A 14,329-nucleotide genomic window follows, 5' to 3' on the forward strand; every position below is an offset into this window, starting at 1 on the left:
AACCGACAGGCAAGAAAAAGCCCGGTCGAGAATGCCCCGACCGGGCTCGATTGTCAGGCAGGCCGCGACTTAGTCGGTGGAGAGCACGCCACGACGGACCTGGTCGCGCTCGATCGATTCGAACAGCGCCTTGAAATTGCCTTCGCCGAAACCATCGTCGCCTTTACGCTGGATGAATTCGAAGAACACCGGGCCCATCAGGGTTTCCGAGAAGATCTGCAGCAGCAGGCGCTTGTCGCCCTCTTCCGAGGAGCCGTCCAGCAGGATGCCCCGCGACTGCAGCTCGTTCACCGGCTCACCGTGGTTCGGCAGGCGGCCTTCGAGCATTTCGTAGTAGGTATCCGGTGGCGCGGTCATGAAGCGCATGCCGATCTTCTTCAACTGATCCCAGGTCTTGATCAGGTCGTCGGTGAGGAAGGCCACGTGCTGGATGCCCTCGCCGTTGAACTGCATCAGGAACTCTTCGATCTGCCCGGCGCCCTTGGACGACTCTTCGTTCAGCGGGATGCGGATCATGCCATCGGGCGCGGTCATGGCCTTGGAAGTCAGGCCGGTGTATTCGCCCTTGATGTCGAAGTAACGGATCTCGCGGAAGTTGAACAGCTTCTCGTAGAAGCCGGCCCAGTAAGCCATGCGCCCGCGGTACACGTTGTGGGTCAGGTGGTCGATGATCTTCAGGCCGGCGCCTTTTGGATGACGGTCGACGCCTTCCAGGAACACGAAGTCGATGTCATAGATCGAGCTGCCTTCGCCGAAGCGGTCGATCAGGTACAGCGGCGCGCCGCCGATGCCTTTGATCGCCGGCAGGTTCAGCTCCATCGGGCCGGTTTCGATGTGGATCGGCTGGGCGCCGAGTTCCAGGGCACGCTTGTAGGCCTTTTGCGAATCCTTGACGCGGAACGCCATGCCGCACACCGACGGACCGTGCTCGGCGGCGAAGTACGAAGCGACGCTGTGGGGCTCGTTGTTGAGGATCAGGTTGATCGCACCCTGGCGATACAGGTGCACGTCTTTGGACCTATGGGTCGCGACTTTGCTGAAACCCATGATCTCGAAGATTGGCTCGAGGGTATTGGGGGTCGGCGATGCGAATTCGATGAATTCAAAGCCCATCAGGCCCATCGGGTTTTCGAAGATATCTGCCATGGTTTGGCGCCTCATCATTGCTTTTGGAATTAACGGATCGTCAGTGGCTGGCAATGCTGAGGAAGGCAGGTGGCGCGCAGGAGATGCCCCGCACGCTGCGCGCGAGGAAGTCACCGTAAATCAGTTGAAACCCGAGAATCTTCATGTCGACCCTTGTCTTACCGGCTGGGGGGCGAGGCTTCTGCTGCCAGAAGACTTTATTATTGTATGCGTAACCAGATTCTACACAGCGTAAAACTGTTTGTCCGCACTCTCTATAAAATCCGCTTTTTTTCCAGGCCCGCAAGGGGTTTGTTGCACTGGTAAATGCCCCACAGGATCAGCCCGCCGCCCAGGCACATGGCCAGGCTCAGGCGTTCGTCCAGCAGCAGCGCGCCAAGGATCACCGCGGTCAGCGGATTGAGCGCGATAAACACCCCCGAGCGGGTCGCGCCGATCTTGCGCAGGCCGTCGTAATACCAGATATAAGCCAGGGCCGAACCCAGCACGCCGAGGTACAACAAGCTCAGACCCTGCTCCAGGGTCAGGCTCGCCAGCGCCTCGAGGCGCACCTGGCCGCGCAGGGCCGCGGTGCTCCAGAGCATCGCCGTGCCCAGCAGGATCGAATAGGTCACGGTCTGCAAGGGGCCCAGGGTCTGGTTCAGGGTGCGCGAAAACAACGAATAGACGCCCCAGCCCAGCACGCAGCCGAAAATCAGCAGGTCCCCGCGCCAACTGCCCGGCCCGCTGGACAAGGCCCCAGGATCGCGACTGAGGATCACCACCCCCGCTCCCACCAGGCACAAGGCAATGCCGAACAGTTTGGCGCCACTCAAGCGCTCCTTGAACAGCGCCCAGGATGCCAGGGCGATCACCGCCGGATTGAGGGCGACAATCAACGAGGCACGCGAAGCATTGATCGACTGCAGGCCCTCGAAGAAACACAGGTTGTAGAAAAAGATCCCGAAAAACCCCAGCAGCGCCAGCTGGGCGAACTGCGCCAGGCTCGGGCGCACCAGGGCAATCCGGGCGATCGCCATGAACAGCAGCAAGGCCAGGCTGGCCAGGAGAAAGCGCAGGCTGGCGGCCAGCAAAGGCTCCAGGGTGCCGGCCAACAGGCGCCCGGCGACAAAGGTGCCGCCCCAGATCATGGTGACCGCCGCCAGTTTGCAATACACCGGCCAATCGGAAGGCCCGGCACAGGTTTGATCGACAGTTTTCATAAGGCCCCGAGGCGCGGATAAAGGAAGGTTCGGGTATTCTTCGACTAATGCCCGATCATCGTAAAATGAGCTTTTACTCATGACCCTGAGCCAACTGCAGATCTTCTCCCTGGTGGCCGAGCTGCGCGGTTTCACCAGCGCCGCCAGCCGGCTGGGCATCAGCCAGTCCGCGGTGTCCCACGCGCTCAAGTCCCTGGAGCAGGAGTTGGGGGTCGAGCTGATCCGCCGGCATCAGTCGCTGGTGGAACTCACCGATATCGGCCAGCAATTGTTGCTGCGGGCCCGCGCCATCCTCGGCCTGGCCGCCACCATGGAACAGGAAGCCGCCGACGCCCGCGGCATGAAACGCGGCACCTTGCGCATCGGCTCGTTCGGCCCGACTTCGTCGATGAAACTGCTGCCGGCGATCCTCCAGCGTTACCGCGCGGCTCATCCCGGTATCGAGGTGCACATCGACGAGGGGCCCGACCGCCAGGTACTGCAATGGCTGGAGGAACGGCGCATCGATGTCGGTTTCGTGGTACTGCCCCAGGAACGCTTCGACTGCTTCGCCCTGGTGGAAGACCAGATGGTGGCGCTGATCCCCAGCCAGCATGGGCTGGCCAGCAAGGATTCGGTGAGTCTCGCCGAGCTGTGCGACGACCCGTTCATCCTCACCGAGGCCGGTTCCGCCGAGCTGGTTTCCCGGCTGTTCCTCGCGGCCAGGCTCAGCCCCAACATCCGCTATCGCAGCTCGCAACTGCTCAGCACCCTGGAGACCGTGGCCCGCGGCGAGGCCCTGACCCTGGTCGCACAATTGTCGCTGCCCGAGGCCAGCGACCCGCGCTACCAGATCAAGCCGCTGTCACCTCCCGCCCGGCGCCAGGTAGGGCTGGCGGTGCTGGACCGGCGGCAAGCGTCACCAGCGACCCTGGCCTTTATCGAGCAGGCACGGAGTCTGTATCGCGGTGACTGAGCGCAACCCGGAGGCGCCGTCTATCATGCCCATGGACCGGATGCCGCCGGACCTGCCGCCATACCGCCCAGCGGCTTTTAAGCGTTCTCTGGCCCCCACTTCGCCACAGGTTTTTCCTCCATGCCATTGACCGCCAAAGGCCCGTTGAAACGCTCCACCCGCAACCTGCGAACCCTGCTGATCGGCTTGCTGCCGGTGGTACTGGGCGTGGCGATCCTTTATATGCAGGCCGAGCGCGCGCTGACTCACAGCAGCCAGCAGACTGCCGAGGAAGCGATCCGCCAGTTCGACCTGATGCTCGATAACGCCGACCTCGCCGCCCGGGCACTGATGGCGCAAGTCGGCCAGCCCTGCGACGACTTCCGGCAACTGGCCCTGCGCGAACAGGTGACCCGCCGCCCGTTCGTGCGCTCGACCAATCTGGTGTGGCGCAATGACAATTACTGCAGCTCGCTGCTCGGCCAATCCTCGTTCCTACTGGACCCGGCGGACTATGTCGACGGCAAGTTGTGGTTGATGGACGGCAACCAGGTCACGCCCAACACCGCGCTGCTGGTCTATCGCCTGCAAGAGGGTGAACGCGCGGTCCTGGCCACCATCGACGGCTATCACCTGAGCAACGCCTTGCGCCTGATCAGCCGCTTTGCCGAACTGCAACTGCAAGTCGGCCCCTACTGGCTGGCCGACGATGGCCAGGTCCATGAATCCATCGCTCCGCCGCCCCCGGTCACCCCTTATCAGATGGCCTCTTCGCGCTACCCCTACAGCGTCAACGCGGGGTTCCCCGAAGGCGATATCTGGCTCTACATGAAGTCCCAGTACCCTGCCCTGTTCAGCCTGCTGATCTTCTTCGGGGTGCTGGCGGCGGCCCTTGGCCACTGGCTGCAAAAACGCTCGTCGTCGCCCAGCCATGAACTGCAGCGCGCCCTGGAAGCGGCGGAGTTCGTCCCGTACTTCCAGCCCGTGGTGCGCGGCGACACGAAACAGTGGGCCGGCATCGAAGTGCTGATGCGCTGGAAACATCCCCGGGAAGGCCTGGTGCGTCCGGACCTGTTCATTCCCTTCGCCGAGCACTCCGGCCTGATCGTGCCCATGACCCGTTCGCTGATGCAGCAGACCGCCCTGCTGCTGGCGCCCCACGCCCCGGCCTTCATCGACGACTTTCATATCGGCATCAATATCACCGCCAGCCATTGCCAGGACCTGGAGTTGCTGGAGGACTGCCGGCAGTTTCTCGGCATGTTCCCGCCGGGCAAGGTGAGGCTGGTCCTGGAACTGACCGAACGCGAACTGATAGAACCGACCGCGATCACCCACAGCCTGTTCGAGGAACTGCACAAGTTGGGGGTAATGATCGCCATCGACGACTTCGGTACCGGCCATTCAAGCCTGGGTTACTTGCGCAAGTTCAATGTCGATTACCTGAAGATCGACCAGAGCTTCGTGGCCATGATTGGAGTCGATGCCCTGTCCCGGCACATACTCGATAGCATCATCGAACTCTCGGGCAAACTCGAACTGGGGATAGTCGCCGAGGGCGTGGAAACAGTGGAACAACAGGACTATCTGGCCGCCCATGGCGTCGACTTCCTGCAGGGCTACTTATTCGGCAGGCCAATGCCCGGGGAAGAATTCCTACAAGCACTGGCGCGCCACTAAATAGCCATTTCTCATGAAGATTTATTGAACTCGGTAATTGTTTCGCGCACCAATTTGAATCAGAAGATGACAAATTGCGTGCATCAACAACGACGTGATTTACTTGCGCCAGATTAACTACTACAATTTTTCAAGCCTGTACAAGATTCACAGGTGGGCCATTATAATCGAGTCGTTCTAAGGCTCTTGGCTTATAGCTTTGTTTGCGGTTGGTATCAGCCAAATACACTATTGGAGTAAAGATATTGTCCAGACTCGCTGAATTTCGTGCAGCAGAAAAGGCCCTTCAAGAACAGCTCGCCCAGCTGGAATCCCTGAAGAACGACGCCGGACTCAAGAAAGAAATCGAGTTCGAAGAAAAGCTCCAGGGCCTGATGAAGACCTACGGCAAAAGCCTGCGCGACATTATCGCCATTCTCGATCCTAATCCGGGCAAATCCGCTCTGCCGCTCTCGGGCGCGCCGAAAACCCGTCGTGCACGCGTGGTCAAGGTTTACCAGAACCCGCACACCGGCGAGTTGATCGAAACCAAGGGCGGCAATCACCGTGGCCTTAAAGCCTGGAAAGAACAGTACGGCGCCGCCACTGTAGATTCCTGGCTGCGCGGTTAAGCAACCGATGTATATAAAAGACCCTGCCAATGCAGGGTCTTTACCTTTAAGCCAAGGCTCTTTGTTTCGAAATCGAATAAGTTGCAACCCCTAGATTGCCTGAGCGGCCATAAACACCCAGCCTGAACTGCAGCGACGCACCCAATCCCGCGCTCGACCCTACAACTTTGTACTTAGTTCAAATGCACGAGTCGTGCTGGCCGACGTAGCACAATCGCACCCCGCTAAAGTTTCAGGCTACTTCTCACCCCGCGGATTTCCTCCTGACTTTCGGCATAAACCGCAGCCTGTCCGGCATAAGACAATACATAGGCCTTATCGCCATCGACAGCCGCCACCAGTGTTTGCGACAACACATGACGGCCGTTTTCGGTAATGGTGCAAGTGGTTTCCAGCGCCACCAGACGACTCAATGTCGTGTCATGAATACGCGTGCATACACTTTGATAACCGCTGCGCCCGAAGTCCTTCTGCACCGACTTGCGCATTTCCAGCAAGACCGCCTGCAGATTGACCTGATGTCCGCTTTCAACTTGAGTCATGGTCAACTCCATGACCATCAGCGGCGTGCCGCCGGCATCGTTCTTCACCGCGCGCTGACGGAATACCTTGGCCTGTTGTTCTTGCGCCTGTGGCAACTCTTCGATCTGCCAGCCGCTGGGCCAGGTGATCACCGGGTCCGCCGCCTCGGCCAGGGCCGGAACCAGAAGCCAGGGTGCAAGCAGACACAGGGTTTTGAACGATAAGCGCATGGTCATGAACACGTAAGGGACGAGCCTTGAAGTCTGAGGCTGGCACGAGTATCGAGCAACAGATTCGTAGCTTTGTGTTTGGTGCGCCCTGCCGCTCTTGCGTATTATTGGCCGACCGCAAGGACGCCCGAAGCCCTGCAAGCCAAGGGGCTCATTAGCATGAGTATTCTTGCCCACTTCTTTTCCGGAGGGCCCATGAGCCTGCACGAACTCAATACTTTCCCCGGCGTAACCGCCCAGCCTGACACCGCCACCGCCAACTTCGTGTTCAACCACACCATGCTGCGGGTCAAGGACATCACCAGGTCCCTGGACTTCTACACCCGGGTCCTGGGTTTCTCGCTGGTGGAAAAACGCGACTTCCCCGAAGCCGAATTCAGCCTGTACTTCCTCGCCCTGGTGGACAAGGCGCAGATCCCGGCCGACGCCGCGGCCCGTACCGAGTGGATGAAGTCGATCCCCGGCATCCTCGAGCTGACCCACAACCACGGCACCGAGAACGATGCGGACTTCGCCTATCACAACGGCAACACCGACCCGCGCGGCTTTGGCCATATCTGCATTTCGGTGCCGGATATCGTCGCCGCCTGCGAGCGCTTCGAAGCCCTGGGCTGCGATTTCCAGAAGCGCCTGAACGACGGCCGCATGAAGAGCCTGGCCTTTATCAAGGACCCGGACGGCTACTGGGTTGAAATCATCCAGCCGGCACCGCTGTAACTTGCGCTTCCTGCGGGAGCGGGACGCGCCCACGGTAGGCAGCGACTTGGCTGATCCAGCGCGTCATCCTTGATCGCGAGCAAGCTTCGCTCCTACAGAAGCCACCAACAAAAAACCCCATGAGCCAAGGCTCATGGGGTTTTGTTTTTTCCGCGGTCGGCTCAGGCCGGCGCGGAGGTGCGGATCAGGTGGTCGAAGGCGCTCAGCGAGGCCTTGGCGCCCTCGCCTACCGCGATCACGATCTGCTTGTACGGCACGGTGGTCACGTCACCGGCGGCAAACACGCCGGGCAGCGAAGTCTCGCCACGGGCATCGACAATGATCTCGCCACGAGGCGACAGCTCGACGGTGCCCTTGAGCCAGTCGGTGTTCGGTAGCAGGCCGATCTGCACGAAGATGCCTTCCAGGTCGACGGTGTTGAACTCGCCCGAATCGCGGTCCTTGTACACCAGGCCGGTGACCTTCTGGCCGTCACCCTTGACTTCGCTGGTCAGCGCACTGGTGATCACGTTGACGTTCGCCAGGCTGTACAGCTTGCGTTGCAGCACGGCATCGGCGCGCAACTTGCTGTCGAACTCCAGCAGGGTCACGTGGCTGACGATACCCGCCAGGTCGATGGCCGCTTCGACGCCGGAGTTACCGCCACCGATCACCGCCACGCGCTTGCCCTTGAACAGCGGACCGTCGCAGTGCGGGCAGAAGCACACGCCCTTGGCCTTGTATTCCTGCTCGCCGGGCACACCCATCTCGCGCCAGCGGGCACCGGTGGCCAGGATCAGCGACTTGGCCTTGAGGCTCGCGCCGCTTTCGAAACGCACTTCGTGCAGGCCGCCGACTTCCTTGGCCGGCACCAGCGCACTGGCACGCTGCAGGTTCATGATGTCGACGTCGTACTGGCGAACGTGCTCTTCCAGGGCGCTGGCCAGTTTCGGCCCTTCGGTTTCCTGGACCGAGACAAAGTTCTCGATGGCCATGGTGTCCAGCACCTGGCCGCCGAAACGCTCGGCCGCGACACCGGTACGGATGCCTTTGCGGGCCGCGTAGATCGCCGCCGACGCACCAGCCGGGCCACCGCCGACCACCAGGACGTCGAAGGCGTCCTTGGCACTGATTTTTTCCGCCTGTTTCTCGATGGCCCCGGTGTCGAGCTTGCCGAGGATCTCTTCCAGGCCCATGCGGCCCTGGCCGAAGTTCACGCCATTGAGGTAGACACTGGGGACCGCCATGATCTTGCGATCGTTGACTTCGTCCTGGAACAGCGCGCCGTCGATGGCGACGTGGCGGATGTTCGGGTTCAGCACCGCCATCAGGTTCAGCGCCTGGACCACGTCCGGGCAGTTCTGGCAGGACAGCGAAAAGTAAGTCTCGAAGTTGAACTCGCCTTGGAGGGCGCGGATCTGTTCGATCACTTCGACACTGGCTTTCGAGGGGTGGCCGCCGACTTGCAGCAAGGCCAGCACCAGGGAAGTGAATTCGTGGCCCATGGGGATGCCGGCGAAACGCAGGCTGATGTCGCTTCCCGGGCGATTGATCGAGAACGATGGTTTACGCCCATCGTTACCGTTATCGAGCAAGGTAATCTGGCTGGAAAGACTGGCAACGTCTTTCAGCAATTCGAGCATTTCCTGGGATTTCGCACCGTCGTCGAGAGAGGCAACGATCTCGATCGGCTGGGTGACCCGTTCCAGGTATGACTTCAACTGGGCTTTAAGATTGGCGTCCAACATACGGGCGATTTCCTTTTATTCAGATCGAAAAAAAACGCCCGAGCGAATCTCGCCCGGGCGTTCTTGGGGGCGGTGCAGCTGACTTAGGTGCGGCGGTCCGCCCTGCTGTAGCGAGTCACTGGCTTAGATCTTGCCGACCAGGTCCAGGGAAGGAGCCAGGGTGGCCTCGCCTTCTTTCCACTTGGCTGGGCAGACTTCGCCTGGGTGGGCAGCGACGTATTGAGCGGCCTTGATCTTGCGCAGCAGCTCGGAAGCGTCACGACCAACACCGCCGTCGTTGATTTCAACGATCTTGATCTGGCCTTCAGGGTTGATCACGAAGGTGCCACGGTCAGCCAGACCGGCTTCTTCGATCAGCACGTCGAAGTTGCGGGAGATGGCCAGGGTCGGGTCGCCGATCATGGTGTAGCGGATCTTGCCGATGGCTGGCGAAGTGTTGTGCCAGGCAGCGTGGGCGAAGTGGGTGTCGGTCGAAACGCTGTAGATTTCCACGCCCAGTTTCTGGAATTCGGCGTAGTTGTCTGCCAGGTCTTCCAGCTCGGTTGGGCAAACGAAGGTGAAGTCAGCCGGGTAGAAGAACACGACGGACCATTTGCCTTTCAGGGTGGCGTCCGACACTTCGATGAACTCGCCATTCTTGAAGGCGGTTGCTTTGAACGGTTTGACTTGGCTGTTGATGATAGGCATCGGTGATTCTCCATCAGTGGGTAAAAACTTGGGTTGAAAACTTGATGGGGAGAATCCTAACCAATGCCCCCAGCCAAGGCTCATTGGCAAAGCTGATGCTGCTGATTAGGTTTGGCTATTAGCGCGCAGTATTAATAGAAGAAATGCGTATTTACTCGCCGACCGGCTTCTCCTGGGTCAGGGCCATGCCGAGAAACGGGCTGGCCTCGACGTAACGCATAGCCGACTTGATGTCCTTCCAGCCGACATAGCTCATCAGCGACTTGAGGTCCCAGCCGCTGCGATGGGCCCAGGTGGCAAAACCGCGGCGCAGGGAGTGGCTGGTGTATTGCTCGGCGGCGACCCCGGCGCGCTCCAGCGCCTGGCGCAATAACGGAATCACACTGTTGGCGTGCAGCCCCTCCTCGCCCAGATGGCCCCAGCGGTCGATGCCGCGAAACACCGGCCCACGCACCAGAGCGGCGACGTTGATCCACTCGATATAGGCCTGGACCGGGCACAGCCGGCACAACGCCGGGGTGTGCCAGGTCTTGCCGAGGTTGTCGCGGTCGCTCTTGCTGCGGGGCAGATACAGGCTGATGCCGGCACCCGCCACCGCCTGCACATGCTCGATCCGTAGCCGGCACAACTCGTCGCTGCGAAAGCCGCGCCAGAATCCCAGGAGAATCAGCGCGCTGTCACGCCGCGCCCGCAGCAGCGCCGGCTGATTGTCATCGAGCCGGGCCTGGGTGGCTTCGTGTTCCAGCCAGGCGATTACCTGCTCCAGATGCTGCAACTGCAAAGGCTCGGCCTGTTTCTCCTGCGCCGGGTGCAGCGCACGAATGCCCTTGAACACCTGGCGCACCACCGGGGCCTTGGTCGGGTCGGCGAAACCCTGGCTGTTGTGCCACTGGGCCAGGGCCGAGAGCCGCAGCTTCAGGGTGTTGATCGACAGCTCCCCCGCATACGCCACCAGATAACGCGCCACGCTGTCGCTGGTCGCCGGCAGAAACCCGCCCCAGGTGACCTCGAAATGCTCGATGGCCGCCCGGTAACTGCGTCGGGTGTTGTCGCGGGTCGCGGCGTGCAGATAACGATCCAGATCACTCATGGCTTGCTCGACTCGTCTTGCGTACGGAAATGGCGGGTTGCAGCAGAGCGTTCTGGTCATGACACGGGGTAATACCAGTATATCCCATGTCAATAATTCGAATATTTATCTTTGATTTTATTGTACAATTACACTTTATACATACCACGTAAAAAAGTACGTAATCGTAGGAGATCCCATGGCTCGTGGCGGCGTTAACAAGGCGGTGGTGCAAATCGCCCGCTCGGCAATCCTCGCTCGCGGCGAACACCCCAGCATCGATGCGGTGCGCATCGAAATGGGCAATACCGGCTCGAAAACCACCATTCACCGCTACCTGAAGGAGCTGGAGCAAAGCGAAGCCCGCCGCGCCGCGCCACAGGAAGCCCTGGAAGAAGAACTGACGGAACTGATCCAGCGCATGGCCCAGCGCCTGCGCGAACAGGCTCAGGAGCCCGTGGCGCAGGCCCAGGCGCAAGTGGAGGAAATGAACCAGGAACTGGCGGCGCAGCAGGCCGCGTCCGAGCAGGCACAGGCCCAGTTGCGGCAGCAATTGCAGACCCAGGCTGCAGCCCTGGCCAGCGAAAGCACGCTGCTGCAGGAAACCCGCTCCATCCTGCAGAGCGAACAGACGCGCAATGCCGGACTGAACCAGGCCCTGGCCGACTTCGAATTGCGCCTGAAAGACAAGGACGAGCAGATTCGTTCACTGGAAGAAAAGCACCTGCACGCCCGGGACGCCCTCGAGCATTACCGCAGTGCGGTCAAGGAGCAGCGCGAGCAGGACCAGCGCCGCCATGAAGGCCAGCTGCAGCAAGCGCAACAGGAACTGCGCCAGGCCCAGCAAAGCGCATTGGTGCGCCAGGACGAGATCACCCAACTGCACCGCGACAACGAACGCCTGACCAGCGAGCAACGCGCCACCCAGAAAGAGTTGCGCCAGGCACAGGAGCAGGCACAGAAAACCGACAGCAAGCTTGGCCAGTTGCTGGAGCAATCCACTCGCCTGAACAGCGAACACACCCTCCTCCAGGAACGCCTGCGCGTCGCCTTGCTGGAAAGTCATGAGTTCAAGCAGAACCTGGAGCAGCAGCTGCAGGACAATCGACAACTGGAACTGCGCGCCGCCAAGGCCGAGGCCAGCCTGGAGGCCCTGCAACTGGCTGCCGCCGCGAAGACCGAGGCGCAGCCAGAAACAGAAGAGCAGCGGCCGGAGCCGCCAGAGCAAGCTTAACCGGCGACCGGCGTGCGCATGGTGACGAACTCTTCGGCGGCCGTCGGGTGCACCCCGATGGTTTCGTCGAAGTCACGCTTGGTGGCGCCGGCCTTCAAGGCAATCGCCAGGCCCTGGACGATCTCGCCGGCGTCGGGGCCGACCATATGGCAGCCCAGCACCTTGTCGGTCTCGGCATCCACCACCAGCTTCATCAGCGTGCGCTCCTGGCACTCGGTCAGGGTCAGCTTCATCGGCCGGAAGCGGCTTTCGAAGATCTGCACGTTGTGCCCGGCTTCCCGCGCCTGCTCCTCAGTCAGGCCAACGGTGCCGATATTCGGCAGGCTGAACACCGCGGTCGGGATCATGTTGTAGTCCACCGGACGATACTGTTCCGGCTTGAACAGACGCCGCGCCACAGCCATGCCTTCGGCCAGGGCCACCGGCGTCAACTGCACACGCCCGATCACATCGCCAATCGCCAGGATCGACGGCTCGGCGCTCTGGTACTGCTCATCGACCTCGATGAAGCCACGCTTGTCGAGCTTCACCCCGGTATTTTCCAGCCCCAGGTTGTCGAGCATCGGCCGCCGGCCGGTGGCGTAGAACACGCAATCGGTGGCCAGCTCGCGACCATCCTTGAGCGTGACCTTCAGGCTCCCGTCGGCCTGCTTTTCGATGCGCTCGATATCGGCATTGAACTGCAGGTCGAGCCCACGCTTGGTCAGTTCTTCCTGCAAGTGCTTGCGCACCGCACCGTCGAAGCCACGCAGGAACAGTTCGCCGCGATACAGCAACTTGGTGTCCGCGCCCAGGCCATGGAAGATCCCGGCGAACTCCACCGCGATATAACCGCCGCCCACCACCAGGATGCGTTTGGGCAGTTCCTTGAGGAAAAACGCCTCGTTGGAGCTGATGGCGTGTTCGCGCCCCGGAATGTCCGGGATCTGCGGCCAGCCGCCGGTGGCGATCAGGATGTGCCTGGCTGTGTATCGCTGGCCATTGACCTCCACCTGATGCGGGTCGATCAGCCTGGCGTGGCCTTCGTGCAAGGTCACGCCGCTGTTGAGCAGCAGATTGCGATAGATGCCGTTCAGGCGATTGATCTCGCGATCCTTGTTGGCAATCAGCGTGGCCCAGTCAAAGTCGGCTTCGCCCAGGCTCCAGCCGAAGCCAGCGGACTGCTCGAAGTCTTCGGCGAAGTGGGCGCCGTACACCAGCAGTTTTTTCGGCACGCAGCCGACGTTGACACAGGTACCGCCCAGATAGCGGCTTTCGGCGACCGCGACTTTCGCGCCAAAACCCGCGGCGAACCGCGCCGAACGCACACCGCCGGAACCGGCGCCAATTACATAAAGATCAAAATCGTAGGCCATTTCACTCTCCCAGGCAGGCTGACAGCATAACCGCAGATACGTATCCGGTCAGCGCTAGAGGATTTACATAGGGGCATAAAACGAAAAAGCCACCCGAAGGTGGCTTTTCAGTACAAGGACCAAGCGGGCTATCAGTAAGCCTTGCCAGTCTTGTAGAAGTTCTCGAAGCAGAAGTTGGTCGCGTCGATGTAGCCTTCGGCGCCACCGCAGTCGAAACGCTTGCCCTTGAACTTGTAGGCAATCACGCAGCCGTCCTGGGCCTGCTTCATCAGGGCATCGGTGATCTGGATCTCGCCACCCTTGCCCGGCTCGGTTTCTTCGATCAGCTTGAAGATGTCCGGGGTCATGATGTAGCGACCGATGATCGCCAGGTTCGACGGCGCATCTTCCGGCTTCGGCTTCTCAACCATGTTGCGTACGCGGTACAGGTCGTCGCCGATCAGGTCGCCGGCAATCACCCCGTACTTGCTGGTTTCTTGCGGGTCGACTTCCATGATTGCGACGATAGTGCAGCGGTACTGCTTGTACAGCTTGACCATCTGCTTCAGCACGCCGTCACCTTCGAGGTTGACGCACAGGTCGTCCGCCAGCACCACGGCGAACGGCTCGTCACCGATCAGCGGACGGCCGGTCAGGATCGCGTGACCCAGGCCTTTCATTTCGGTCTGGCGGGTGTAGGAGAACGAGCACTCGTCCAGCAGACGGCGGATACCGACCAGGTATTTTTCCTTGTCGGTGCCCTTGATCTGGTTTTCCAGCTCGTAGCTGATGTCGAAGTGGTCTTCCAGGGCGCGCTTGCCGCGACCGGTGACGATGGAGATTTCGTTCAGACCGGCATCCAGCGCTTCTTCAACGCCGTACTGGATCAGTGGCTTGTTCACCACCGGCAGCATTTCTTTAGGCATGGCTTTAGTCGCTGGCAGGAAGCGAGTACCGTAACCGGCTGCTGGGAACAAGCATTTCTTGATCATATGAGTCCTTAAAAGGGCTGTACGTACGAATTTCGGCGCAGTCTAATCAGGCCGCGTGCGCCTTACAATGGGTCGCAGTGGCTAACCGCTGCCATCTAAGAGAAATATTGCCGCGGATAGTTCCCCACATAGCTCCCCACCTTGTTCTGCACGCTCCGCACATAGTTTCGAACAGGCTTGCAAACATGGCCTTGCAGCATCGTACAGATAGCCCGCGCCGTAAACCGCCATCTGGCTGCAAAGC

The 14,329-nt window shown here is 60.7% G+C and carries 13 protein-coding genes; 5 read left to right on the forward strand and 8 right to left on the reverse strand.

The window, feature by feature from the left end; all coding sequences use genetic code 11:
• Positions 1-69: 69 nt before the first annotated feature.
• Complete coding sequence (hppD, locus tag AC07VU_RS25175; protein WP_007921770.1) at positions 70-1,146, reverse strand: 4-hydroxyphenylpyruvate dioxygenase; 1,077 nt, start codon at positions 1,144-1,146, stop codon at positions 70-72.
• A 254-nt stretch (positions 1,147-1,400) separates the two neighbouring features.
• Positions 1,401-2,348, reverse strand: a complete 948-nt coding sequence (locus AC07VU_RS25180) for a DMT family transporter (RefSeq protein WP_457276563.1) — start codon at positions 2,346-2,348, stop codon at positions 1,401-1,403.
• Positions 2,349-2,427: 79 nt separating this feature from the next.
• On the opposite strand from AC07VU_RS25180, the gene AC07VU_RS25185 reads away from it, so the two are divergent.
• The 3 genes from AC07VU_RS25185 (at position 2,428) to AC07VU_RS25195 (ending at position 5,573) form a co-directional block, all read left to right on the forward strand.
• The gene (locus tag AC07VU_RS25185) at positions 2,428-3,303 is read left to right on the forward strand and encodes a LysR family transcriptional regulator (RefSeq protein WP_274303452.1); all 876 of its coding nucleotides are present in this window, start codon (positions 2,428-2,430) and stop codon (positions 3,301-3,303) included.
• A gap of 120 nt (positions 3,304-3,423) precedes the next feature.
• On the forward strand, positions 3,424-4,962 hold the full coding sequence (locus AC07VU_RS25190; RefSeq protein ID WP_274303453.1) for an EAL domain-containing protein: 1,539 nt from the start codon (positions 3,424-3,426) through the stop codon (positions 4,960-4,962).
• Between the two features lie 245 nt (positions 4,963-5,207).
• Positions 5,208-5,573 (forward strand): histone-like nucleoid-structuring protein, MvaT/MvaU family, encoded by a 366-nt coding sequence (locus AC07VU_RS25195; protein WP_007921761.1) that lies wholly within the window; start codon positions 5,208-5,210, stop codon positions 5,571-5,573.
• Positions 5,574-5,797: 224 nt separating this feature from the next.
• Here the strand turns inward: AC07VU_RS25195 and AC07VU_RS25200 are convergent, their stop codons facing one another.
• A complete protein-coding gene (locus tag AC07VU_RS25200) occupies positions 5,798-6,325 on the reverse strand; it encodes a DUF4946 domain-containing protein (protein ID WP_277590012.1) in 528 nt (175 codons plus the stop codon).
• Positions 6,326-6,520: 195 nt separating this feature from the next.
• Here AC07VU_RS25200 and gloA point away from each other — a divergent pair, with 195 nt between their 5' ends.
• Entirely contained in the window at positions 6,521-7,042 is a 522-nt protein-coding gene (gene gloA / locus AC07VU_RS25205; protein WP_007921757.1) for a lactoylglutathione lyase, read from the forward strand.
• A 161-nt stretch (positions 7,043-7,203) separates the two neighbouring features.
• Here gloA and ahpF read toward each other — a convergent pair whose 3' ends face one another.
• The 3 genes from ahpF to AC07VU_RS25220 form a co-directional block, all read right to left on the reverse strand.
• Complete coding sequence (ahpF, locus tag AC07VU_RS25210; RefSeq protein WP_495030683.1) at positions 7,204-8,769, reverse strand: alkyl hydroperoxide reductase subunit F; 1,566 nt, start codon at positions 8,767-8,769, stop codon at positions 7,204-7,206.
• Between the two features lie 123 nt (positions 8,770-8,892).
• Positions 8,893-9,456: an alkyl hydroperoxide reductase subunit C gene (gene ahpC, locus AC07VU_RS25215; RefSeq protein ID WP_007921754.1), complete on the reverse strand. Its 564-nt coding sequence runs from the start codon at positions 9,454-9,456 to the stop codon at positions 8,893-8,895.
• 151 nt (positions 9,457-9,607) lie between these two features.
• A complete protein-coding gene (locus tag AC07VU_RS25220) occupies positions 9,608-10,546 on the reverse strand; it encodes a site-specific integrase (protein ID WP_495030684.1) in 939 nt (312 codons plus the stop codon).
• Positions 10,547-10,724: 178 nt separating this feature from the next.
• On the opposite strand from AC07VU_RS25220, the gene AC07VU_RS25225 reads away from it, so the two are divergent.
• Entirely contained in the window at positions 10,725-11,759 is a 1,035-nt protein-coding gene (locus AC07VU_RS25225; protein WP_053261494.1) for a DNA-binding protein, read from the forward strand.
• Here AC07VU_RS25225 and gorA read toward each other — a convergent pair.
• Together gorA and galU are read right to left on the reverse strand one after the other, a co-directional pair.
• Entirely contained in the window at positions 11,756-13,114 is a 1,359-nt protein-coding gene (gorA, locus tag AC07VU_RS25230) for a glutathione-disulfide reductase (RefSeq protein WP_495030685.1), read from the reverse strand. The genes AC07VU_RS25225 and gorA overlap by 4 nt on opposite strands.
• A 131-nt stretch (positions 13,115-13,245) precedes the next feature.
• On the reverse strand, positions 13,246-14,085 hold the full coding sequence (gene galU / locus AC07VU_RS25235) for a UTP--glucose-1-phosphate uridylyltransferase GalU (protein WP_007921743.1): 840 nt from the start codon (positions 14,083-14,085) through the stop codon (positions 13,246-13,248).
• Positions 14,086-14,329: the final 244 nt, after the last annotated feature.

The sequence above is a fragment of the Pseudomonas sp. GW821-FHT02B10 genome, from assembly GCF_059421865.1.

Excerpts from the sequence above, each read along its gene's own strand:
- ahpF (WP_495030683.1), bottom strand. The coding sequence starts at position 8,769 with ATGTTGGACGCCAATCTTAAAGCCCAGTTGAAGTCATACCTGGAACGG.
- ahpC (WP_007921754.1), bottom strand. The coding sequence starts at position 9,456 with ATGCCTATCATCAACAGCCAAGTCAAACCGTTCAAAGCAACCGCCTTC.
- AC07VU_RS25225 (WP_053261494.1), top strand. The coding sequence starts at position 10,725 with ATGGCTCGTGGCGGCGTTAACAAGGCGGTGGTGCAAATCGCCCGCTCG.
- hppD (WP_007921770.1), bottom strand. The coding sequence starts at position 1,146 with ATGGCAGATATCTTCGAAAACCCGATGGGCCTGATGGGCTTTGAATTC.
- gloA (WP_007921757.1), top strand. The coding sequence starts at position 6,521 with ATGAGCCTGCACGAACTCAATACTTTCCCCGGCGTAACCGCCCAGCCT.
- galU (WP_007921743.1), bottom strand. The coding sequence starts at position 14,085 with ATGATCAAGAAATGCTTGTTCCCAGCAGCCGGTTACGGTACTCGCTTC.
- AC07VU_RS25190 (WP_274303453.1), top strand. The coding sequence starts at position 3,424 with ATGCCATTGACCGCCAAAGGCCCGTTGAAACGCTCCACCCGCAACCTG.
- gorA (WP_495030685.1), bottom strand. The coding sequence starts at position 13,114 with ATGGCCTACGATTTTGATCTTTATGTAATTGGCGCCGGTTCCGGCGGT.
- AC07VU_RS25200 (WP_277590012.1), bottom strand. The coding sequence starts at position 6,325 with ATGCGCTTATCGTTCAAAACCCTGTGTCTGCTTGCACCCTGGCTTCTG.
- AC07VU_RS25220 (WP_495030684.1), bottom strand. The coding sequence starts at position 10,546 with ATGAGTGATCTGGATCGTTATCTGCACGCCGCGACCCGCGACAACACC.
- AC07VU_RS25180 (WP_457276563.1), bottom strand. The coding sequence starts at position 2,348 with ATGAAAACTGTCGATCAAACCTGTGCCGGGCCTTCCGATTGGCCGGTG.
- AC07VU_RS25185 (WP_274303452.1), top strand. The coding sequence starts at position 2,428 with ATGACCCTGAGCCAACTGCAGATCTTCTCCCTGGTGGCCGAGCTGCGC.